Genomic DNA, 22,176 nt, shown 5'->3' with positions numbered 1-22,176 from the left:
TATGAGATTAAGAGCCCTGTTAGTTGATGATGAGATCAATATTTTACGCAATTTACAGATGATTTTACCTTGGGAAGAGTACAATGTCGAAATTGTTGGATTTGCGAAAAATGGCGTGCAAGCTTTAGAGATGGTTCATGAGTATAACCCCCATCTCATCTTTTGTGATATACGTATGCCTATTATGGATGGTATTGAGTTTTTACAAAACCTTCGTACATTTGATGATGAGACAGAAGTTATTATGTTAACGGGATATCAAGAGTTTGAGTATGCTCGTTCTGTTCTTCGATACGGCGTCATTGACTACATTCTAAAACCGATTGATTATGATGCCTTGCAAGAGTTATTTGTGAAGGTCATAACGAAAATTCGCCTATCGGTATTACAAAATCAACAACATAATATGGAGCAGGATAGAGTTAAAGATATCGCATATGAAAAAGTGTTATTGGATTTAATAAATGGTTTCTATGATGCATCGCATCTGCAAGAGTGGAGCAATAGGTTTCGACTTGAAGAGCAACAATTTGTCTTAATGGTACTCGAATGCAAACAACATAGTACGAATTTTACTCATATTGATGATTTATGCGAACAAATCTCTATTCATATGAAAGTGACATATAATTACGATGTTATTTGTTATATGTTTCAAGTTGATGTAGGATTTTGGGGGCTTATTCTCGTGGGTGAATTGGAAGGACTAGAGGAGCATCAGACGACGGAGTTAATGAAGTTCTGTTACGAGAAACTAGTTATGTTTGGCGAGAACAATGATGTCATCGGAACATTTGAAACTGTAATAGCGGCTAAGCAAATTCATCAGACTTGGCAAATGATCAGCAAAGAAATATCGTTTGCTAATCAGCCGTGCATTATGGTGCGAGAAGCAAAGCCAATGTTAAGTGGGAATGTTCAAGCTGTATGGAAACCTACAGAAAAATTAGTTTCCGCGATTAAACATTGGGAGCGGGATTTAGCCAACCAATGTTTAGAAGAGTTGATCAGACAACTTAAACTATTATCAGAAGAATCACTTCAGCAAGTTGAGAAGTTAGCGAATTCTATCACAGTTTATATTATTAAGGAATTACGTCGTTACGATGCGATAAGTTTGCAATATGAGAAAGAAATTTGGAGTCAGTTGAAAGAAACTCGAAAAGTGAAAGAGTTAATTGGACTGATCAATAAGATGGTGGATGAAGCTTTCGGGCAACATCAATATAAGCGTCCACAAGTGTCTATACATGTAGCAGCAGAATATATCGAATCTCATCTTTCATCAGACTTAGCTGCAGAAGAAGTAGCGAATCATTTGAGTATTAGTCTCAGTTACTTTAGCACGTTATTCAAGCAATTTTATGGCGTTACTTTTATTGAATATGTGACAAATGCACGGATTGATCGAGCTAAGTCAATGTTAACGATGACGAAGAAAAGTATCGCAGATATCGCAAAGACCGTTGGTTATAATGAGCGCAGATACTTTAATAAAGTATTTCAAAAACGAGTAGGTATATTACCTTCTGAATATCGTGAGCAAAAAACAATCTGAAATGGGGCTAGGTTGTATGATAGCAGATATTTCTAAATTAACGGTGAAGCAAAAAATTGGTCAAATTATGATGTTCGGCTTTGATGGGCATACAATACCTGCACATATGGAAATGTTATTTCGTGATTATCATCTTGGAGGTATTATTTATTTCCGTCGTAATGTAGGAAAAAGTGAGCAAATTAAACAATTGTGTAATTCACTTCAGCAACTATCAGCTCAGAATAACAATATTCCACTATCTATTGCGATTGATCAAGAAGGTGGAATGGTTGCACGTATCGATCAAGATGTTACAGTGATGCCTGGTCAGATGACTCTTGGTGCGACAGGAAATGCACAGTATGCTTATGAAGCAGGTCGCATTTCAGGAATGGAATTGGCACAAATGGGGATTACTGTTAATTTTGCGCCGGTGCTTGATGTGAATAACAACGCGCAAAATCCGGTAATTGGTATTCGCTCTTTCGGCGAAAAAGCAGAATTAGTCGCTCAATTAGGTAAGTCAATGATTAATGGTTATCAGGAGATCGGTATATCCGCATGTGCAAAGCATTTCCCAGGTCATGGGGATACAACGGCTGACTCACATTATGAATTACCATCTGTAGCACATAACTTAGAACGTATACATGCTATTGAGCTAGTCCCGTTCAAGGCGGCAATTGAAGCAGAAGTCGATATGATAATGACTGCTCATGTACAGTTTCCAGCGATTGAGCCAGATGGTAAGCCAGCTACGTTATCTTATCGAGTATTAACTGAATTATTACGTGAAGAGCTTGGTTTTGGCGGCTTAATTGTTACTGATTGCCTTGAAATGAATGCAATATCGCAAGGAATAGGCGTAGGTAAAGGTGCTGTTGAATCGTTCAAAGCAGGAGCGGATCTAATTCTAGTAAGTCATCTGCTTGAGCGTCAACTTGCTGCGTTTGAAGCGATTGAGGCAGCCATTGAGTCAGGTGAGATCAGTGAAGAAAGATTGGATGAATCGGTTCAACGAATACTGAAGGTGAAAGCTGCACAACAACAAAGAATGCAAGAAGCGCAAAATCAATGGCTTGGTATTAGTGATCCAAGCTCGCAAATCATTTGTGATGAAATGATGTTGAATGCAGCGACTTTAGTACAAGATCAACATAACCATATCCCATTAGCTCTAGAACAACCTACGTTAGTAATCTGGCCGGAGGTAAGAGAATCTACTCAAGTAGATGAAGTTATTGAGCAGGAGATGACGTTAGGTACACAGTTACAACAACAAGGCATTATTGTGGATGAAGTTGTTATTGGAAATCTACCTTCTGATGAAGAGATCGACAATATTATAGCTAAGTTATCCTCACAACCTATTCAGCAAGTCGTTATGGGAATGTACAATGCGACATTTTCTGAAGGGCAACAGACATTAATTGAACAACTCAAAAAGCTAGAGCTAGAGCATCTGATCTTTATTTCACTGCGTAATCCATATGATATTGAATTACTGTCTAGCGAGGATACTTATATATGTGCCTATGAAAATCGTCCTGCTATGATTAGAGCACTTAGTCTAGTATTGGTTGGGAAAGAGTCTTTCAAAGGTCAACTACCTGTACGATTGGACTTTGATAACGAAGTGACACAGAAAGCCTAATCCGCTTTCTAATATGAAGTAACTTTTGGAAGAATACTTTTTTACAGCTTACACTTAAAGTTCATTCTATAAAACCACTGTGTATCAGTTGGGGATGTTTAATACATCTCAAAATGATCAGAGTGGTTTTTCTAATGTAGAAAATTATGATCTTATCATGTTATTATTAAGAAAAATGCTCTTGCTAAAGGAGTGCGTAACATATGATAGGACATAATGCATATGTAATCGGAGTAGATATTGGTAGAACTACGACTCTTGTAGCACTAGTTAATGGAAATGGGGAAATATTAAATCAAATGGAGTTCCCTACGTTGCCTGAGAAGGGTTGGGAGGATACAATCTCAAGAATTATGCAAGCGATTACATCCTTAGAAGAGTGTATTCCTGAACATGGTATATGGAGTGGTATTGGTATTGCATCTGCTGGGGTTATTAATTGTGAACGTAAAAATATTGTCTATGCCTCTAATCTAGGGTGGCATAATGCAGAAGTAGGATCTGTTCTTATGGAAAGATTTAATGTACCTGTTAGATTAGGTAATGATGCTAATCTGGCTGCAGTAGCAGAATATGTCTGGGGTACGAAGAAAGACGTGCAGGATCTTATTTATATTACGGTTAGCACAGGTATTGGAGCTGGTATAATAAATGGTGGTCAGCTTGTACAGGGCAAGTCTAATAGTGCGGGAGAATTTGGACATATTACGATGGATGTAATGGGTCAACAGTGTAAATGTGGAAACTATGGCTGTCTTGAAAATTACTGTTCAGGAACAGCTATCGCTTATATTGCGGACAGAAGATTAGGGAAACTTAAAGGACAATCATGGACTACTAAAGATGTATTCGAGGCAGCCCAAAATGGAAATGGAATTGCTCTTGATATCGTAAAAGTAGCAGGTATATATCTCGGGAATTCGATAGTGTCATTAATCCACCTATTTAATCCTACTAAAGTAATATTAGGTGGTGGGATCATAAACAACGATAATATGCTCTTCCAGGAAGCTAATAAGACGATTAATAATCGATGCTTACCGACGATGCGCAATCAAGTTACGATACAGAAAACAATGTTCGGCAAAGAGATAGGCGTACTCGGCGCGACAGGAATTTTCTTTATGGATGAAGTGAGTTCATAATTGATCAGAATATTTTTATCAGTAACCTTGAATACGATGATAAGTACGTAAAACAGAGCTAATTGTAAAAGTAGTTTTCTACTACTTTTACAATTAGCTCTGTTTCTTGTTTACACATTGGTAGAATTCTTGGATGGTGATGGGGAAGGTAATAAGCTACTACAACCGATAATAAAAGTAAGTTCCACTTTTAACATAAAGAGGTATTTTTTTATTATGCCTATTTACAAATGTGAAATACTAGTGTACTATTTAACTCATACAGTGGTACACGAAAGGTGGTATATTGTGAGTCAGACTCCAAACAACAAAGACAATATTATATTATCGTTAGAACAATTGACCAAGAAGATTGGTCAGCAGACACTGGTCGATCAGTTGAGTTTTCAAGTTCGTAAAGGTGAAATCGTAGGATTACTTGGACCGAATGGTGCTGGTAAAACGACGACGATTCGAATGATCGTTGGATTGATCAAAATGACTAGTGGAGATGTATTCATTCAAGGGAAAAGTATTCGCAGTCAATTTACAGAAGCGATTAGACATGTAGGAGCTATCGTTGAAAACCCAGAGTTCTATTCGTTTATGACTGGACTAGATAACTTGAAGCAATACCAAAGAATGTCTGAAGGTGTTACCGAAGAAAGAATGCAGCAGGTTGTTAAGTTAGTTGGTCTTACCGATGCGATGAACAAAAAAGTAAAAGCATATTCTCTAGGGATGCGTCAACGTCTAGGTATTGCTCAAGCGTTATTGCATAATCCAAGTATCCTTATTCTAGATGAACCAACGAATGGCCTTGATCCAGCAGGTATTCGTGAAATGCGTGATTATTTGAAGAAGATTGCCAAAGTCGAAGGCATCGCAATACTCGTATCAAGCCATCTGTTATCTGAGATGGAGCTTATGTGTAGTCGTGTCGTAGTTATTCAACAAGGGAAATATGTAACTGAGCAATTACTAACGGATAGTACAAATAAGATTGCTAGTAATGATGGAGTTAAGCTTATGTTTATTGTTGATAATGCAGAATTAGCTGCTTCAACCCTTCATAGCTTACCATTGGTTAACATATTAACTGTTAATGTGGAAGCACAACATGTAATTTTACAAACGAAGAATGAGGATGTCCCAAGTATCGTAAGTGCACTTAGTGGGCAGGGCGTTGGGATATATCGGATTATTGAAGAAAAACAAACACTTGAAGATGAATTCTTGAAATGGACAGGAGGCGGCCAAATTGTCTAATTTCATGAAATTGGTACAAAATGAATCGCAGAAGCTCTATAAGAAAAAAAGCTTTTTCATCGCTTATGCTATTATGGCAATTATGGCAATCGCGGCAGCGATCATCATTAATCAGACGGTATTGCGAGAAAATATCGGTGCAATTGATTTTGTGAATCTTATATTAGGTCTAGATGGATTTGGATCAATTTTTGTATTGATTGCGATTATTTTTACGGCGAGTATTGTAACGATTGAGCATCAACTTGGTACGATTAAGTTTCTATTAATACGTGCACATTCTCGTTCCACTATTCTCGCTTCAAAATATGTAACATTAATTTTATATATTACTGTGTTACTAGCGTTCACTACAGTAATCGCATTGATTATGGGAATGTTGTTGCTTGATACTTCGAATCTTTCTATGACAGAAGTTATTCAAAATCTCGGGAGTACATTATTATACACAATTGTATATGCAACGATAATGTTTATGTTTGGGGTTTTAACAAGATCAATGGGGGCTACGATCGGTATTGGTCTAGTACTCAACTTCGTAGAAGGTATTCTAGTTATGTTGTTATCGCGATATGAATGGGCAAAGTATACGTTATTTCTAAATACAAATTTATCAGCTTATAAGAATGGTGGAGCACCTATGGAAGGCATGACATTAGCGTTTTCAAGTATGATGATTGCTTTGTATATGGCACTGTTTCTAGCTATTTCATTCACTGTATTCAACAAACGTGATATCTAATCAAGGATGATTATCCATTAGCAGAGAAGGGAGTGCAACGTATATGGCAATTGAGTTTGATAATAATCTACCCATCTACATGCAAATCATGAATTATATTAAGAAGCAAATTATTACTGGTCAATTGAAACCAGGAGATAAAATACTGTCTGTTCGTGAATTGGCTACAGAGTTGCAAATTAACCCGAATACGATCCAACGAACATTTCAGGAACTTGAACGAGAGCTGATTGTTGAGACTAGACGTGGATTAGGAAGATATGTAACAAGTGAGGAGACGAAGATTATGGAGATCAAAAAAGATATGGCAAGAGATCTTTTAGATCATTTCATTCAAGGAATGCAAGAGCTGGGTTTTGATAAGGTAGATATTGTTAAGATTGTAACCCATGCAGTGGATGAATCCAAAGAAGAATAGGAGTGAGGAACTAATGAAACCTTTATTAGAGTTTCGTGATGTCGTGAAGAAATATGGAGCAAAGTCTGCAGTAGATCATGTTTCTTTTCAAATACAACCAGGGAAAATTATTGGACTTCTAGGTAGTAATGGTAGTGGAAAAAGCACGATGATGAAGATTGCTGCAGGTATTACACATCCTAATTCAGGTCAAGTCCTCATTGATGGTATAGATGTTGGTATTAAGACGAAGGTCATCACTTCTTTTATGCCTGACAGTTCCCTAACGGAGGATTGGATGAAGGTAAAAGATGCGATTGCTTTCTACCAAGATAACTATGCTGATTTTGATCCTTCCAAAGCGAAAGACATGTTAGATTTTATGAAATTGAATAACCAAGATAGAGTGAACACGTTGTCCAAAGGGATGAAAGAACGTTTGCAGTTGACATTAACTTTATCTCGAAATGCAAAATTGTATATGCTGGATGAACCAATTGGCGGAGTTGATCCCGTTGCAAGAGGTAAAATCTTAGACGCGATTGTAGAATATTATAGTGAAGAGAGCAGTATAATTATTTCTACACACTTACTCCAAGATATTGAACGGATATTTGATGAAGTGATTCTTGTGAAAAACGGTAAGCTACTATTACAAGATGACGTTGAGAATATCCGCATCAATCAGAAGAGAAGTATTGATGAACTGTTCAAGGAGGTGTACGCAGAATGTTAAAACTGTTTAAGTATAATTGGCTGCGGAACAGTACCATCTTCTATGCAACAATCACCGTACTTCTTCTTTTTCAAGCAGCATTAATTATTGCCGAAGTCGGATGGGAAGCATATGACGGATTAATATTGGGATTAAGTATTTTCGGGTTTGCTATTGGAGCATTAATTCTATTTACTCAAATTTGTAGTACTTTCAATAACAATTTGAAATCCTATAATCGAAAACTATTGCCTATCGCACCAATTAAAGAAATAGGAGCATTATTATTATTACAGATCATCTATGTTGTGATCATGACAGTTTTCATCATTTTAGTGAATTTAATTCTACTACCGAAGATTTCATTTATCGATATGGAGCTTATTCATACTTTCTTTGACAAAACTTCTCTTGTCATTTTAACTTTTGTCACGGGAATGTGGTTTGCAGTAAGTATGCTAATATTTATTATGCTCGCTATTGCTATTGCAGCATGCTTTAAGACGAAAAATCGTGTCTGGATTGGAATAACGGCAGCTATAATTATAACAAGTATAACCTTTTATATTTCAGAATTAATCTTTGGTGAAAGTGGTAGTGTAAATATAAGCGTCACTACTGCAGAAGAAGGATTAAGTTTACTAACACCTGGAAAAAATCTAATGGGGTTATCTGGAGAAATAGCATATGATGTTATAACGATTTTGCTAGCGTTATTTGCAATGACCTATCTAATGAAGAAGAAAATAGAATTGTAAATTTAAATCCCCTCATTCAAAAGTATCTTTTTGAATGAGGGGATTTTTGTGTATTAAAATTGTGATCATTGAGAAGGGCCTCATTTCAATTCTTCCGGAAACTGCAACTCTGTTTCTGCACTGTTCAATAATTCGGAAACGGTCACTAGCTCGAATCCACGTTCGACTAATGCAGGCAATATTATTTTAAGTGCATTAACCGTTTGCTTCGTTCCAGGATTGAAATCATGCATTAAGACAATATCGCCATTTCTAGCATTAGTAAGTACTTTATTTATGATTTTTTGTGTTCCTGGATGTCTCCAATCATTAGTATCTTGATGCCAAGACCATAGAATAGTTTTATATCCAAGTTGCTTTATTAATTGCACGCTTTCTTCGGTATATACGCCACCAGGAGGACGGAATAGTGTAGGATACTGTCCGGTAATATTCATAATTTCATTTCCTGTTTGTTCGATTTCTTCTTGTATAGCATCTAAGCTAACTTGTCGATTCAAGTGGAGATGTTTGTATGTATGATTACCGATTTCATGCCCTTCATTGTATTCGCGACGTAGTAGTTCAGGGTTATTTCTTACTTTGTTACCAACGACAAAAAAAGTAGCTTTTGCCCCGTATTGTTCTAATAGATCCAATATCTCTGTGGTCGAGTTCTGATCAGGCCCATCATCAAAAGTAAGGGCAATTTTCTTCTGATCTGTTTTGACTTCCCAAATAATATATCCTGTTTTTTCATAGTAAGCGCGATCTTTACGATCGATATTTTCAAAAGCAGTTAACACATTTAAACATAGAAAAGCTAGTAGCAATAAAAACCACTTTTTCATGATGTACCACCTTTCATTGTCAGTAGCATTTGCAAAAAACGTTCGTATTATGTAGCGAGAGTACAATAAAAGGGTTAATTATTGGCAAAGTGATACATCATGCGTTTTCTGTACATAAATAATTAGGCCTCCAGTATTTGCGTGAGCAAACCGTGGAGGCTCTAATATATGTTTATAATAGTTCAATTGTTCTAATAGTTGTAAAGCAAATAGAGCATCTAAGGTTAGCTAATGCTAATCTTAGATGCTCTAATTAATCATTCCAATAAAAGTTCCTTAATGTAGATCTACTATTGAATCACTTCAGTTGTATCGGTAGTTTCAGTAGTCTCACTCGTTGTTGTATCAGTTGTATCAGTTGTATTAGTAGTATCAGTAGAAACTTGACTATTTGTCAATGATGGCAACGGCAAGAACAGAAGATTAAGCGGCATATTACTGCCTGGTGACACTAAGAACATCAAAGTTACAGACTCTTGTGTCTTGCCAGTGCGGTGTAAGAAACCAGCTTCTGTCGGACCTTGAATAATACTATTGCTTAGAAGTTCTACTACTTTATCATTAACGATAAAGGATCCGCCATAATGACCACCACGAGGGTTCAATACAATTGCAGTATTTGGAGCAACTTCAAGCTGTAGTTTGTATAATACTCCGCCATTACCCCAGTTAGTTACTGCTTCACCTGTAATAGCATCAATTCCTTGTAGTAACTGATCATAAGCTTTGTCACCTTTGTCACCTAAAATCAGTTTGTCAGCGCCATTTGCTCCTAGCACTTTATCTGCAGTAATCATGCGATTACCATGGGCAAATGTACCGCGAACATGCTTCGTATCATGTGCACTTTGTTGTAATGTAGGAAGCGCAGCGATTGGATCAGCATCTTTTTCAGTAACAACTAAGTTGAATTTCAATGGCAGATTTTCAGGTACTGTATACTCTGCGAAAATAGTTCTTGTTTGATTCAATTTCATTGCGCTAGATCCATCATCGAACAGATCGTACGATTGTCCTGGTAGAAGCGCTATTTGCTCTGCAGGTTTATTATCTAATAATTGCTGTAGATAGCGTTTAACTGCAGTTTTACCGCTTGTCGTTACATAGGTTGCAGGACCAGCTGCAGCGTAATTATTGATATCGATATAAGCAGTTTCGGAATTTTCATTCGTTACGATAAGATGTAATTCAAGTTCTTGTTGAACACCATTTTGCTTGTGCACATTAAATCTTACTTTTCCACTAAGTGTATCTGTGTAATCGATAGCTGGACCCAAAAGTAGCTCAGGGCTATTCGTACGCGTAATTGTAATATCTTCTGGTGCTATCGTATAAGGAATCGTAGGGATTTTTAAAGCAAGACTAGACTCGATAGGGAACTTATTACCGATACTTGTGAAATTTAGATAAAATTGCTCTTTTGTATACAACACTTCATCTAGTACAGTAATATCTTTGCTAGTCGTAGAAGTAAGACCTCCCCCGTCTAGAACAGTTAACGTAACTGTATATTTACCTGGCGTAAAGAAGGCAGGCTCGTTGCCAGTCCAAGTATTACGAGTAATTCCTGTATCGTCTGTACTTTTATTTGTATACACGACAGGTTCGCCTAACTTATAAGTATCTTTATCCGTTGTGAAAGCTGCGATAGGAGCTTCATTAGCTTTTGACACATTGATTGTTACAGTATATGGAGCACTCCAAACACCGCGTTCATCTTTAACTTTATGAGTAATGTTATATTGCCCAGCTGCATTGTAAATCGTTTGTTTACCGATCCATTCCTCGGCAACTATAGCAAAACCTAATTGACTAGAAGAACGATCAGTTGTTGTAATCGTCGTTTGACCAGCGACAATATTTTTTTCATTTACTACAAAAGTAGCTAATGGTGCTGAACTCCAGTCAAGTGTTACTTGTTTTCCTTTTACTGATATTTTACTACCAGTCATATCAGCCCAAGTGCGAATCGGTACCATTAAGTTACCGCTCTTTGTGTATGTAGCTCCTGTTGCTTTAATATTTTTACCGTTAAAATTAACAATAGAAGAATCCTGTTTGAATGAAATCTTGTTGTTTTTTAGTGAAGCAACAGAAGATTTTGTTGTTGAATCATAACTTACGCTGAAACCATATAACTTTGCAATTGTTTTGAACTGAATATAAGATACACCTTTAACAACAGATATAGGCACGTCAGTCGTGGTCTTCGTACCATTAAAGGTAATTACTTTGCTATCCATCGTAAATACAATTTTGTCTTTTCCAGTTACTGCAAAATTACTATTAGCATTAACTACCTGTGGATTTAACCAACTTGTAGCCCCTGTTAACATTAGTGATATGATGCCGAGTAGTGCTAATCGTGTTGTCATAGCTTTGAGGAATTTTCTCATATAGTTTCTCCTTTGTGTTGGGCTAGCAGAATATATCTTTCTACCAAATTTTTCATCCATAAAGTATAACGCCATTAACAAACAAATAGTTGCGGTTTAAAACGTAAATTTTAGTAGTAAAGTATATTTTTCGTTAAACATCGATTAACATTGTCAAAGTAGTCATATATTGAACGTTAATAATGCCTTATAACATAAATAGAAAATATTATTGTTGGTTTTTCCGAAAATACCAATACAGATGATCTTTTAGTCAAATAGAGTGTGGAGGGCTTCATTTATACTTGTAAAACAATTAGAGCCTCGAAGATTAGCTAATGCTAACCATCAAGGCTCTATATTATTAATTTATTAGAAATTAGTAGATTAACTGTTTGTTAATGATGGTATAGGCAGGAATAGAAAATTAAGTGGCATAGTACTACTTGGTGGCACCAAGAACTTCAAAGTAACTGTTTCTTGTTTATTATCAGTACGGTGCAGGATAATTGATTCATTAGGACCTTGTAGTAAACTATATTGTGATTGTTCGATTATTTTATCATTAACGATAAAGGAGCCTCCATATTTGCCCCCACGAGGATTGACGATAATCGCAGTGTTAGGTGCAACTTCAAGCTGTAGTTTGTAATATACACCATCATTATCCCAGTTAGTAACTGCCTTACCTGTGACAGCATCAATTCCTTGTAGCAACCGATCATAAACTTTGTCGCCTAAAATTAGTTTGTCAGCACCTTTTGATCCAAGGACTTTATCTGTAGTAATGACACTGTTACCATTTTCAAAAGTACCACGAACCTGTTTCGTATCACTTGCAGTTTGTTGTAATGTAGTGAGTGCTGCGATTTCATCTGTATTTTCTTCAGTCACTATTAATGTGAACTTCAATGGAAGATTTTCAGGTACGGTATACTCAGCAAAGACAGTCATCGTTTGGTTCTTTTTCATAGCGCTTGATCCGTCTCTCTTTAATAGATCATAAGATTGTCCAGGTAGAAGTACTATTTGCTTCGCTGGCTGATTATCTAATAATTGTGCAAGATAACGCTTTTCAGCAGTTTTTACACTTGTTGTTTCATATGATGAAGGACCAGCTGCAGAAAAATAATCTTCGTCGATATAAGCAGTTTCGGTATTTTCATTTGTTACTATGAGATGTAACTCAAGATCTTGTTGTGCACCATTTTGCTTGTGGATATTAAATCTTACTCTTCCACTAAGTGTATCTGTATAGTCAATTGCTGGACCCATAACAAGCGCTGGACTATTCGTACGTACAAGCGTAACATCTTCTGGAGTTATCGTATAAGGGGCTGCAGCGATGCGCAAAGCAAGACCCGAATCTATAGGGTATTTGTTTCCGATCTCCGTGAAATTCAGATAGAATTGATCTTTTGTATACAATACTTCATCTAGTACAGTAATTTCTTTACTAGTCGTGGAAGTAAGACCTTCTTCATCTACGATGGTTAATGTAACTAGATGTTTACCTGAGGTAAAGAAAGCTGGCTCGTTGCCGGTCCAATTATTAGTTTTAATAGCCGTATCATCTTTACTTTTATTCGTGTATATGACAGGCTCACCTAATTTATAAGTATTTTTATCTGTTACGAATGCTGCAATAGGAGCTTCATTAGGTTTAACTACGTATATTTGCACTGTATACGGAACGCTCCAAACACCGCGCTCATCTTTCACTTTACGAGTAATGGTGTGAAATCCTAGCTCATTATAAATCGTTTGTTTGCCAATCCATTCTTCAGCGATAATATCAAAACCATATAGGCTTGATGATTGATCATTAATTGTGACTTTCGTCTGACCAGCGACGATTTTTTGTTCATTAACACTGAAGTAAGCTAGTGGAGCTGTATCCCACGTAAGTGTTATTATTTTTCCGTTCACTGATATATTACTACGTGTCATCTCGGCCCAAGTTTTAATAGGCACCATTAAGTTACCGTCTTTTGTATAGGGAGCACCAGCTACATAATATATGCGATCATTTAATGTAGACTCACTGGATCCTTGCTTGAATGTAATCTTGTTATTTTTATTAGTAGCAACTGAAGATTTCGTTATTGAATCATAACTTACTTTGAAACCAGATAACTTGGCAATTGTTTTGAATTGGACATAAGATACACCTTTAGCAACAGTAATAGGTACTTCAGTCTTAGTCTTCACCTCATTAAAGGTAATTTCATTACTACCCATTGTAAATACAATCTTGTTTTTTCCTGTTATTACATTATTACTTTCAGCAAAAGCTACTTGAGGATTCAACCAGCTTGATGAGCCAGTTAACATTAATAATATGATGCCGACTAATACTAACCGTATTGTGCTAGCTTTGCGGGATGTTCTCATCTTTTCACTCCTATTTTTAGAATAGTGAACTGAATAAATTTACCATTTTTTCATCTTTACAGTATAACGGCGTAAGGTGATCAATAGTTGCGGTGAAATGATGACAATATGAAATAAATACTAATATTGGTTGAATTATAAGTGGCTTAGAACGAAAAACCTATTAGGTACAATAATGATTACTTTCTATGGAATGGATTGCAGCCCAATTAATAATGCTCTATACTTTGTTATTAACAATGTTTGAGAAAAGAGGTTCTAGATGATTAGACGATTTTTCAGTTACTATAAGCCTTATACCCGTCTATTTCTAATCGATTTTGGATGTGCAGTTATAGCCGGTTTACTAGAGCTAGCTTTTCCGCTAGCGATTAATGAATTTATTGATACGTTATTGCCCAATGAAGAATGGGATCTTATTGTATGGGCATCTGTCGCATTATTAGTACTTTATGTACTCAACACATTTTTGCTCTACATCGTAAATTATTGGGGACATAAACTTGGTATTAGTATTGAAACAGATATGAGAAGGAAATTATTTGCTCATATTCAGAAATTATCGTTCCGCTTTTTCGATAATACAAAGACAGGTCATCTTATTGGAAGGTTGACCAATGATATGAACATGATTGGTGAAGTTGCCCATCATGGACCTGAAGATTTATTTATTGCTGTGATGACGTTACTTGGTGCATTCTTTCTTATGTTCTTTATTAATTGGAAATTAGCAGTGCTTACCTTTATCATTGTGCCATTTATTATTGTTGTCGTAATTTATTTCAATAAAAAAATGACCAAAGCTATTCAACAGCTCTATAGTGATATTGGTGACTTTAATGCTCGAATTGAAGAAAATGTAGGTGGTATTAGAGTAGTAAAAGCTTTTTCAAATGAGAAGTTTGAAGAAGAACAATTTGAAGTTAACAATAATCGCTTTCGATTGACGAAATTATCGTCGTACAAGCTTATTGCGAAAAGTAATTCTATTAGCTATATGATGATGAGATTAGTTACTTTATTCGTAATGATATTTGGAACTTGGTTTGTTATAAGAGGAGAAATGACTAACGGTGATTTTGTTGGATTTATTTTATTAACAAATGTGTTTTTTAAACCTATTGAAAAAATTAATGCCATTATCGAGAGTTATCCTCAAGGTATAGCCGGATTCAAACGGTATATTGAACTACTTGATATGAATCCCGATGTAGCAGATGCACCTGATGCGATTACACTCTACAAGATGAATGATAAGATTGAATTCGTAGATGTTACATTTGGTTATGATGAAAAGCAACCGATACTTAATCATATTGATTTGACGATTGCTAAAGGGGAGACGATTGCTTTTGTTGGACCCTCAGGTGCAGGGAAGACGACAATTTGTAGTTTGCTTCCGAGATTCTATGATGTAGATCAGGGTTCAATATGTATCGATGGGATAGACATTCGTCAATTTACACAAGATTCTTTGCGTAAACAAATCGGAATTGTGCAGCAAGACGTATTTTTATTTTCGGGTACTATCCGTGAAAATATTAAGTACGGTCAATTAGACGCTGATGATGAGGCTGTATGGGTAGCGGCGCGACGAGCTAAGTTGGAACTATTGATCGAAGGTCAAGAGGATGGGTTAGATACTATTATTGGTGAACGCGGAGTGAAGCTTTCAGGTGGTCAGAAGCAGCGGTTAGCCATCGCGCGCATGTTCCTCAAAAATCCGCCAATATTAATATTAGATGAAGCTACCTCAGCATTAGATACGGAAACGGAATTAGCAATCCAAGAGTCATTGGCGGAGTTGTCTAAAGGTAGAACGACGCTTATTATTGCACATAGATTAGCGACAATTAAAGATGCAGACCGCATTGTTGTTGTGACAGAAGAAGGAATTACAGAACAGGGTAGTCATGAGGCACTTCTTGCTCAAGACGGTGTATATCGTCGCTTACATCTCGCACAATTTGGTGGATAATATCATTCGGATAGATTAAAAGGCTGTTATCTAGTAGTTATTCGCTACTAGGTAACAGCCTCTTTTGTATGCTCAAATGAATAGTACAAGATTAGATTGTATCAATTGTTACTTACATTATAAACGGAAACTTATTGTCTCTTAATAAGTTTCAACAAATCTTCGCCGCTAATTTTAGATAAACCAGCGTTAACTCGATGGTATACCGCTGTATCTGATTGCTTAGTACCTGTAGATTGATTGATACCTTTTTTAATATTGAACGTGTGATCAATGCCAAGTTCTTTGGTTATCTTAAGTAATTTGTCGTCGTAGCGTCCGTAAGGGAACGCGACAATATTAGGTTGTTCACCTAATTCTTTAACGAGTAGCTCATTCGCATAGGATAGATCACTTTTAATACGACCGATATATTGTTCTTCCGTCTCATTTTCTTTCAAACTAACTAACGCTGCGTGATCATTCTCGCCTGGATCGAGATAGATATGATGATTATATGTATGACTATAGAAGCTTTGACCATATTGTTTCATTTCACGCATTTGATCCCAAGTTAGATGAGGAAGTGTCTTATCATTAGGTTCATTCGTATGTTTAACGATAATAAAGTTTGTAGCAGGCAGATTGTACTTTTTCAGAATAGGATAAGCGATACTATAATAATCCTCGTAGCCATCATCAAAAGTGATGAGTACTGACTTTTTCTCTAGTTCAAGATTACCTTCCATGTAATCAACATACTGATCCATTGAAATGACATCATAATCGGAAGCGGCTAACGCTGCCATCTGTTCTTCAAATACTTCAGCATTAATAATTTTCGGGTCATTACTATAACCGAAATCATGATACATTAAGACGACGACACCTTCATCATGCCCCTGGAAATACTTATATGCTGAAGCTGCTGAAATGCCTACGAAAAAAAACAATATGATGATAATAAATCTGTACTTTCGCAATGGTCTTCCTCCATTAATATGATGGTTTGTAAATAATTAAATTATCAAATAAAAAACAGTTAACATATAAGACGATCAAAACTATAAAAAAGTTACATAGCTATTGTACTACAGCTAGATTGTGAATCAATATGTAAATAAGGAAAATTATGCACAAAGTTCATTATAATAAAGAATATCGATAGTAAAAATGATTCAATGAAATATCGACAGCGAAAAGGCAATTGAAATATATACATTTCAATTGCCTTTTTATATTGCTCATATATGTTATCTTCGATGTAGAGTATGCTATTGCGCACGATATAAAATCTTATACTCTGCCTCTGGTAACCATTGTTGATTCATAAAATCACGGCCGCGTATTAACACATGGTCTGAATAAACTTCAATATAATAGCCGTGACTTCCATTTTTCGGTTCATCTTCATCTGTCCATAAATAAGCGACGGAAGCAGCATTTAACATCGCAGGCTTATGATCGTAATACGTATAAGGTGCTCCAAGCTCCCAATGAGTATGACCCGTAAATAGAATGATTTGTGGATATTTCTCAATTATAGCTTTAAGCTCGTCATCTTCCGTAACACCATACCAGTCTTGATGCGTAAGTGAACCTGCAACGGTATTTTGCAGCGGTTGATGGAGAAATAGAAAAATAGGTTTCGACTCTGATGCATTTTGTTGCAGTCTTTCATCTAACCAAGCTAATTGCGCGACCGAAAGTGTACAGAATTTTGCAAGACCTGCTTCTGTACCTAGAAAGATAAAGTGATGATCTTCTATCCAATGATCATGATAGAGCGTTGAATTTCCTGTTTCGTTCATAAATCGATTAATTCGTTCATTCCAATTACCAAGTCCAACATCGTGGTTTCCTGACGCAATATAAAGCGGTGGCAGCTGTTCTTGATGCTCTGCCAACAGATTTTGAAACTGTTCATATTCTGCTGGAAAGCCATGATCAGTCAAATCTCCGACATGCATAATTCCTTTACTTTCGGGATCTATAAGGGCGATATCTCTTAATGCTCTTTCAAAGTGAATATTATATTCATGAGTAGGATCATTAGTAATATGCGTATCTGTAATGACTTGAAAGGTGAAAAGTGGTTTTTCTAGTCGAATTGTCATCGTTCTACTCCTTTATTATTAACTATTGATGTCCAGGGGTGCTAATGTTCAGTCCGACAACTCCAACGATAATGACGCCAATCCATATAATGGTTGATAGATTCAATTGATCTTTGAACACGGAGTAACCGACAAATGTAATAAGTATAATACCTATGCCAGACCATATCGCATAAGCAGTACTGACGTTCATATATTCTAAAGCAAAGTTAAGGCATGTAAAGCTAATACCATAAAAGAGAAACATAAGAATAGAAGGGATAATATTGTCGAAACTATTGGAAAACTTCATAGAAATGGTACCAGAAACCTCTAATAGAATAGCAAAACCTAACCATAACCAACCCATACTGTACGTACCTTTCATATCTAACGTGGTGAAATTGAAATCGATTGATAGCTATAAATAATGAAGTTTGCTTCACTATAATTTGTTAATGGCAATGTTTCGTCTGTGACGATTGCAATAGCAGCTTGAACACCTGCTGATTGAGCCATTAACATGTCGCCATTGGTATCTCCTATCATCACAACTTCTGAGGGATGTAGCTGTAATTGCTCACAAGCAAGATGAATCATATCAGGAAAAGGCTTTCCTTGAGTTACGCAATCGTGTCCGATAATAGCTTGAAAATGAATATCCAAGTCAAGCCATTGTAGATGCTTCTTAGCAGCGTATTGTTCGTCAGCTGTTACAACTGCTAACTTCAATTTTTGTTCAATACATTGCTGCAAAAATTGAAGAAGATTTGGCATAGCTTTCACGCGTTGTTCTTGCTCTAATTGCTCATTTGCAGCTTGTTGACTTTGATTAGCTAGAACAAGCGCCTGTGCCCAAGTGAGTCCATGTAGATATCCTTGCATTGCAACAATCGTTAATAGATCGGAAACACTCCCTACCGATAGTGGTCCTTGCCGGTCATAATCTATTATTCCTTGCTCCGTGTTATATACAACACCCATCGTGACATAGAACTCTTCACCTAGAGGAGATAATCCTTGTTCTTGTAAACCTTGGGAGAATCGGTCGAGTATTAGCTCGACCCAATGCCCCCAAGTGTGTAGAAAATCTACTAATGTACCATCTTTATCAAAGAGGATGCCTTTAATAGGAAGTGCTGTACCGTTTATATTCAACACTGTCATAGTAATCCACCTACCTTATTACTTTCCGTTAACTTTATCTAATTCTCGTTGTGCGGTTTCTTTAGCTTCTTTCAGTACAGTGGCAGCAGGTTCATTTGAAATTTGTAATTTATCAGCTGCAATTGTAAGTGCATCTGAAATTTTACCACCTGTTGGATCAAGGAATGGTGCAGAAGCATGTGCTGCTTGTTGCAAAGGCACAGTACTTTGTGGATTAACTTCTGCAAATGCTTTGAATTCATCGGTTTCTACTGCAGATTCTCTTACCGCGATGTAGCCTGTGTTCATAGACCAGAAAGCTGTATTCTCAGCACTCATGAAATATGTGAACCATTTGTATGCGGCTTCTTGTTGCTCCTTGCTAGCACTAGCAGGAATACCGGCTAATATTGCTTCAGCGACAGGAGAACCTAAGCCAATGCCATCCCAACCGGGTTGTTCCATAGCAGCAAGTTGCGTGAAGTCTAGATCACCTTGGTCACCACTTGAACCGATATAGCCAGCAGCTTTATTTTGCATAACATCATCAATCGTTTTGTACCAGTATTCCCATCCTTGACCACCAGAGTGGATACGCATAATGCCATCTTCATGAATCCATTTGCGGAACATCTCCCAAGTACTTATCCATTCTTCAGAATCAATCATTACAGTTTGTCCGTCTTCACTTAGAACTGTCCCGCCTTTACTGAACACAGCATCCATCATATTTTCTTTACCCCACATTGGCTCCCATCCGTAGAACGCTGTTGTATTGCCATCTTTCTTGGTCATAAGAGATGCTGCTTCACCAAGTGCTTCCCAAGTTGTTAATGTTGCAGCATCAATGTTATGCTCGGCGAGTGCATCTATGCGATAATACATAACTTGAGTCGTTCCATACATCGGAAGGAAATATTGCTTGCCGTCGACTTTGCCTTGCTCAAGGAAAGTTGCAATGACATCATCTTGATTGAAATTAGAATCAGCTGCTATGAATTCATCTAATGATGCGAAGTATCCTTTGCGCGCCCAATCAACATTGGAAGTTAGTACTGCAGCTGGAACATTATTTGTTGCTATAGCAGCTTGCAGCTTTTGAGCTGTCTCCGAATAGTCTGCTTGCACAACAGGCTTAACGATAACTTCATCTTGTGACGCATTGAATTTCGTAATAAGAGCTTGCATATTCTCGCCTAATTTACCGCCAAGTCCATACCAAAATTCAATTTCCACTGGCTTAGCGGTAGTTGAGTTTGTGACAGGAGCTGTAGCGCTGTTATTGTTAGCATTAGCAGAATTCCCATTCGGTGAATTGGCTTGCGAACCGCAAGCTGTTAATACACAAAATGTAAGTAATAGTAGACTAGTTAATGCTTTTTTTAATTTGAACATGATTTTTCCTCCAATATAATGTGATGTGTATGAGTTAACCTTTTGTTGCTCCTGCTGATAAATTAACACTATGAATAATTGTTTTCTGCGTGAAGATGAATAGAACTAATAGCGGTGCAATTGTCATTGCGCTGGCTGCCATTATAAGTGGCCACTTTAGTCCATAAGCACCTCCTTCCACAAAGAAACTCCGCAGACCAGCTGATACTAATTGCAGGCTAGGGTCATTCGTAATCAACATGGGCCAAAAATAATTGTTATATTGCTCTATGAAAGTAATGAGTGCAAGCACAGCAAAGGAAGATCGCGTAATCGGAACAATAATCGTCCATAGAATACGCAGATGAGAAGCGCCATCCACTTGCCCTGCTTCAACTAGCTCATGAGAGACTTGAAGGAAAGCTTGACGAATTAGAAAGATTGAAAAGACACTAACACAGTTGGAGAAGATAAGACCTGCATAACTATTAAGTAAGCCGAGCTCGTTTAAGATAAGGTAGCTAGGAAGGTAAGTTGCTGTTGCAGGGATCATATATCCGATTAATATTGCAGTGGTGAAACCTGCCTGTAGACGAAATTTCATATGTGTTAAAGCGTAAGCCATCATTCCTGAATTGAGCATTTGCAGTAGTACGATAATCGTAGCGACAAATATACTATTGAAAATATATTGTGTGAAGGGTGCAGCCGCCCAAGCATCAGTGAAGTTATGCCAAAGTGGATCACTTGGCCACAGCGAGGGAGGGAAACTCCAAATCTCATCATTGGTTTTGAGCGCACTACTAACCATCCAAAAAAAGGGGAAAGCCATACCTATAGATAAGAGAGTTAATAGCACTTGACGTAATGTCATTGTTAGCGTTTGTTGTGAAATCATCAATACTCTCCTTTTGCTTTAGTTATAGTGGACCATTTTGCGAGATACGAAGAATGATGCTCCGGATAGAACGATACAACCGAAGATAAGTGTGATTGCTACCGTTGATGCTTCGCCTATTTGATACGAAGTAAATGCAGATTGATAATAAAGATAGAGTAATGTTCTTGTTGAACCAGCAGGGCCACCTTGTGTTAATACATTAATCTGATCGTAGGCCTGCAAAGCTTGAATAAGTTGTACAATAATAAGGAAGAACGTCGTCGGTGAAATAAGTGGTAACGTAACATGTTTGAATTTACGCCAATAATTAGCGCCATCTAGATCAGCAGCTTCTAGCAAATCGGGTGGTACATTGCGAATGGCAACCATATAGAAGATCATGCTCCAACCGGCTGACTTCCAGATTGTCACAATCAATACAGCAACGAGTGCCCAGTGTGGATCTTGTAACCATAGAATAGGGTCTTTACCGAACCAATTTAGCATCAAATTAGCTAATCCAATCTCTGGTTCATAGATCCAAGACCAGACAATAGAAATGGCAACAGTAGGAGTAACCCATGGCGAGAACATTAATGTTTGAAAGATTGCGGTACCTTTCATCTTCTGCTGAAAAAGTAGTGCAAGGGCAAGTCCAATGACTACGATAGGAAGTACACTTCCAAGACAGAATAGAATCGTAACTCGCAATGCTTGATAAAATTGTGGATTGGTAAATAAATTCCGGTAATTATCTAACCCAACAAAAGTTTTGACTGGATTCATAAAGTCCCATTCTACAAAACTTAAGTAAATAATGTAGCCAAGTGGTATGAACCAAAATAGTAGTAAAGGAATTACTGCAGGTAAAGTGAATAACAGTGCTTTTGTATCATTAATAAGAGAGTTTTTTGTCATATATCCT

At 36.9% G+C, this 22,176-nt stretch carries 19 protein-coding genes; 9 read left to right on the top strand and 10 right to left on the bottom strand.

What is annotated here, in order from left to right; all coding sequences use genetic code 11:
• Position 1: 1 nt before the first annotated feature.
• The 8 genes from NV377_RS07615 (at position 2) to NV377_RS07580 (ending at position 8,199) form a co-directional block, all read left to right on the top strand.
• Positions 2-1,558, top strand: a complete 1,557-nt coding sequence (locus NV377_RS07615) for a response regulator transcription factor (RefSeq protein ID WP_258200601.1) — start codon at positions 2-4, stop codon at positions 1,556-1,558.
• 16 nt (positions 1,559-1,574) lie between these two features.
• Positions 1,575-3,194, top strand: coding sequence for a beta-N-acetylhexosaminidase (gene nagZ, locus NV377_RS07610; RefSeq protein WP_258200600.1), 1,620 nt, complete (start codon positions 1,575-1,577; stop codon positions 3,192-3,194).
• Between the two features lie 203 nt (positions 3,195-3,397).
• A complete protein-coding gene (locus NV377_RS07605; RefSeq protein ID WP_258200599.1) occupies positions 3,398-4,339 on the top strand; it encodes an ROK family protein in 942 nt (313 codons plus the stop codon).
• 288 nt (positions 4,340-4,627) lie between these two features.
• Positions 4,628-5,587: an ABC transporter ATP-binding protein gene (locus tag NV377_RS07600; RefSeq protein ID WP_258200598.1), complete on the top strand. Its 960-nt coding sequence runs from the start codon at positions 4,628-4,630 to the stop codon at positions 5,585-5,587.
• A complete protein-coding gene (locus NV377_RS07595; protein ID WP_258200597.1) occupies positions 5,580-6,329 on the top strand; it encodes an ABC transporter permease in 750 nt (249 codons plus the stop codon). Before NV377_RS07600 ends, NV377_RS07595 begins: the two co-directional genes overlap by 8 nt.
• Before the next feature lie 43 nt (positions 6,330-6,372).
• Complete coding sequence (locus NV377_RS07590; RefSeq protein WP_258200596.1) at positions 6,373-6,747, top strand: GntR family transcriptional regulator; 375 nt, start codon at positions 6,373-6,375, stop codon at positions 6,745-6,747.
• 13 nt (positions 6,748-6,760) lie between these two features.
• Positions 6,761-7,462 (top strand): ABC transporter ATP-binding protein, encoded by a 702-nt coding sequence (locus NV377_RS07585; protein WP_258200595.1) that lies wholly within the window; start codon positions 6,761-6,763, stop codon positions 7,460-7,462.
• On the top strand, positions 7,456-8,199 hold the full coding sequence (locus NV377_RS07580; protein WP_258200594.1) for a hypothetical protein: 744 nt from the start codon (positions 7,456-7,458) through the stop codon (positions 8,197-8,199). Before NV377_RS07585 ends, NV377_RS07580 begins: the two co-directional genes overlap by 7 nt.
• 80 nt (positions 8,200-8,279) lie before the next feature.
• Here NV377_RS07580 and NV377_RS07575 read toward each other — a convergent pair whose 3' ends face one another.
• From NV377_RS07575 to NV377_RS07565, 3 genes are all read right to left on the bottom strand, one after another.
• On the bottom strand, positions 8,280-9,029 hold the full coding sequence (locus NV377_RS07575; RefSeq protein WP_258200593.1) for a polysaccharide deacetylase family protein: 750 nt from the start codon (positions 9,027-9,029) through the stop codon (positions 8,280-8,282).
• Positions 9,030-9,319: 290 nt separating this feature from the next.
• Positions 9,320-11,425 (bottom strand): stalk domain-containing protein, encoded by a 2,106-nt coding sequence (locus tag NV377_RS07570; protein WP_258200592.1) that lies wholly within the window; start codon positions 11,423-11,425, stop codon positions 9,320-9,322.
• A gap of 366 nt (positions 11,426-11,791) precedes the next feature.
• The gene (locus NV377_RS07565) at positions 11,792-13,798 is read right to left on the bottom strand and encodes a stalk domain-containing protein (protein ID WP_258200591.1); all 2,007 of its coding nucleotides are present in this window, start codon (positions 13,796-13,798) and stop codon (positions 11,792-11,794) included.
• Between the two features lie 262 nt (positions 13,799-14,060).
• Between NV377_RS07565 and NV377_RS07560 the strand changes: the two genes are divergently transcribed.
• Positions 14,061-15,776, top strand: a complete 1,716-nt coding sequence (locus tag NV377_RS07560; RefSeq protein ID WP_258200590.1) for an ABC transporter ATP-binding protein — start codon at positions 14,061-14,063, stop codon at positions 15,774-15,776.
• 131 nt (positions 15,777-15,907) lie between these two features.
• On the opposite strand, the gene NV377_RS07555 is transcribed toward NV377_RS07560, so the two are convergent.
• The 7 genes from NV377_RS07555 to NV377_RS07525 form a co-directional block, all read right to left on the bottom strand.
• Positions 15,908-16,738, bottom strand: coding sequence for a polysaccharide deacetylase family protein (locus NV377_RS07555; RefSeq protein WP_258200589.1), 831 nt, complete (start codon positions 16,736-16,738; stop codon positions 15,908-15,910).
• Between the two features lie 291 nt (positions 16,739-17,029).
• Positions 17,030-17,872, bottom strand: a complete 843-nt coding sequence (locus NV377_RS07550; RefSeq protein WP_258200588.1) for a metallophosphoesterase family protein — start codon at positions 17,870-17,872, stop codon at positions 17,030-17,032.
• 22 nt (positions 17,873-17,894) lie between these two features.
• Positions 17,895-18,221, bottom strand: coding sequence for a DMT family transporter (locus NV377_RS07545; RefSeq protein WP_258200587.1), 327 nt, complete (start codon positions 18,219-18,221; stop codon positions 17,895-17,897).
• Between the two features lie 20 nt (positions 18,222-18,241).
• The gene (locus NV377_RS07540; RefSeq protein WP_258200586.1) at positions 18,242-19,018 is read right to left on the bottom strand and encodes an HAD family hydrolase; all 777 of its coding nucleotides are present in this window, start codon (positions 19,016-19,018) and stop codon (positions 18,242-18,244) included.
• An 18-nt stretch (positions 19,019-19,036) separates the two neighbouring features.
• Positions 19,037-20,392, bottom strand: coding sequence for an extracellular solute-binding protein (locus NV377_RS07535; protein ID WP_258200585.1), 1,356 nt, complete (start codon positions 20,390-20,392; stop codon positions 19,037-19,039).
• A gap of 34 nt (positions 20,393-20,426) precedes the next feature.
• Positions 20,427-21,269: a carbohydrate ABC transporter permease gene (locus tag NV377_RS07530; RefSeq protein ID WP_258200584.1), complete on the bottom strand. Its 843-nt coding sequence runs from the start codon at positions 21,267-21,269 to the stop codon at positions 20,427-20,429.
• 18 nt (positions 21,270-21,287) lie between these two features.
• A complete protein-coding gene (locus NV377_RS07525; protein WP_258200583.1) occupies positions 21,288-22,169 on the bottom strand; it encodes a carbohydrate ABC transporter permease in 882 nt (293 codons plus the stop codon).
• Positions 22,170-22,176 lie beyond the last annotated feature (7 nt).

The organism is Paenibacillus endoradicis (genome assembly GCF_024721975.1).
This window is presented reverse-complemented; position numbering and strand designations above follow the sequence as displayed.

What these genes read in the sequence shown, in the direction of transcription:
- NV377_RS07615 (WP_258200601.1), top strand. Translation starts at nt 2, where the DNA reads ATGAGATTAAGAGCCCTGTTAGTTGATGATGAGATCAATATTTTACGC.
- nagZ (WP_258200600.1), top strand. Translation starts at nt 1,575, where the DNA reads ATGATAGCAGATATTTCTAAATTAACGGTGAAGCAAAAAATTGGTCAA.
- NV377_RS07605 (WP_258200599.1), top strand. Translation starts at nt 3,398, where the DNA reads ATGATAGGACATAATGCATATGTAATCGGAGTAGATATTGGTAGAACT.
- NV377_RS07590 (WP_258200596.1), top strand. Translation starts at nt 6,373, where the DNA reads ATGGCAATTGAGTTTGATAATAATCTACCCATCTACATGCAAATCATG.
- NV377_RS07585 (WP_258200595.1), top strand. Translation starts at nt 6,761, where the DNA reads ATGAAACCTTTATTAGAGTTTCGTGATGTCGTGAAGAAATATGGAGCA.
- NV377_RS07580 (WP_258200594.1), top strand. Translation starts at nt 7,456, where the DNA reads ATGTTAAAACTGTTTAAGTATAATTGGCTGCGGAACAGTACCATCTTC.
- NV377_RS07575 (WP_258200593.1), bottom strand. Translation starts at nt 9,029, where the DNA reads ATGAAAAAGTGGTTTTTATTGCTACTAGCTTTTCTATGTTTAAATGTG.
- NV377_RS07570 (WP_258200592.1), bottom strand. Translation starts at nt 11,425, where the DNA reads ATGAGAAAATTCCTCAAAGCTATGACAACACGATTAGCACTACTCGGC.
- NV377_RS07565 (WP_258200591.1), bottom strand. Translation starts at nt 13,798, where the DNA reads ATGAGAACATCCCGCAAAGCTAGCACAATACGGTTAGTATTAGTCGGC.
- NV377_RS07560 (WP_258200590.1), top strand. Translation starts at nt 14,061, where the DNA reads ATGATTAGACGATTTTTCAGTTACTATAAGCCTTATACCCGTCTATTT.
- NV377_RS07550 (WP_258200588.1), bottom strand. Translation starts at nt 17,872, where the DNA reads ATGACAATTCGACTAGAAAAACCACTTTTCACCTTTCAAGTCATTACA.
- NV377_RS07545 (WP_258200587.1), bottom strand. Translation starts at nt 18,221, where the DNA reads ATGGGTTGGTTATGGTTAGGTTTTGCTATTCTATTAGAGGTTTCTGGT.
- NV377_RS07540 (WP_258200586.1), bottom strand. Translation starts at nt 19,018, where the DNA reads ATGACAGTGTTGAATATAAACGGTACAGCACTTCCTATTAAAGGCATC.
- NV377_RS07535 (WP_258200585.1), bottom strand. Translation starts at nt 20,392, where the DNA reads ATGTTCAAATTAAAAAAAGCATTAACTAGTCTACTATTACTTACATTT.
- NV377_RS07530 (WP_258200584.1), bottom strand. Translation starts at nt 21,269, where the DNA reads ATGATTTCACAACAAACGCTAACAATGACATTACGTCAAGTGCTATTA.
- NV377_RS07525 (WP_258200583.1), bottom strand. Translation starts at nt 22,169, where the DNA reads ATGACAAAAAACTCTCTTATTAATGATACAAAAGCACTGTTATTCACT.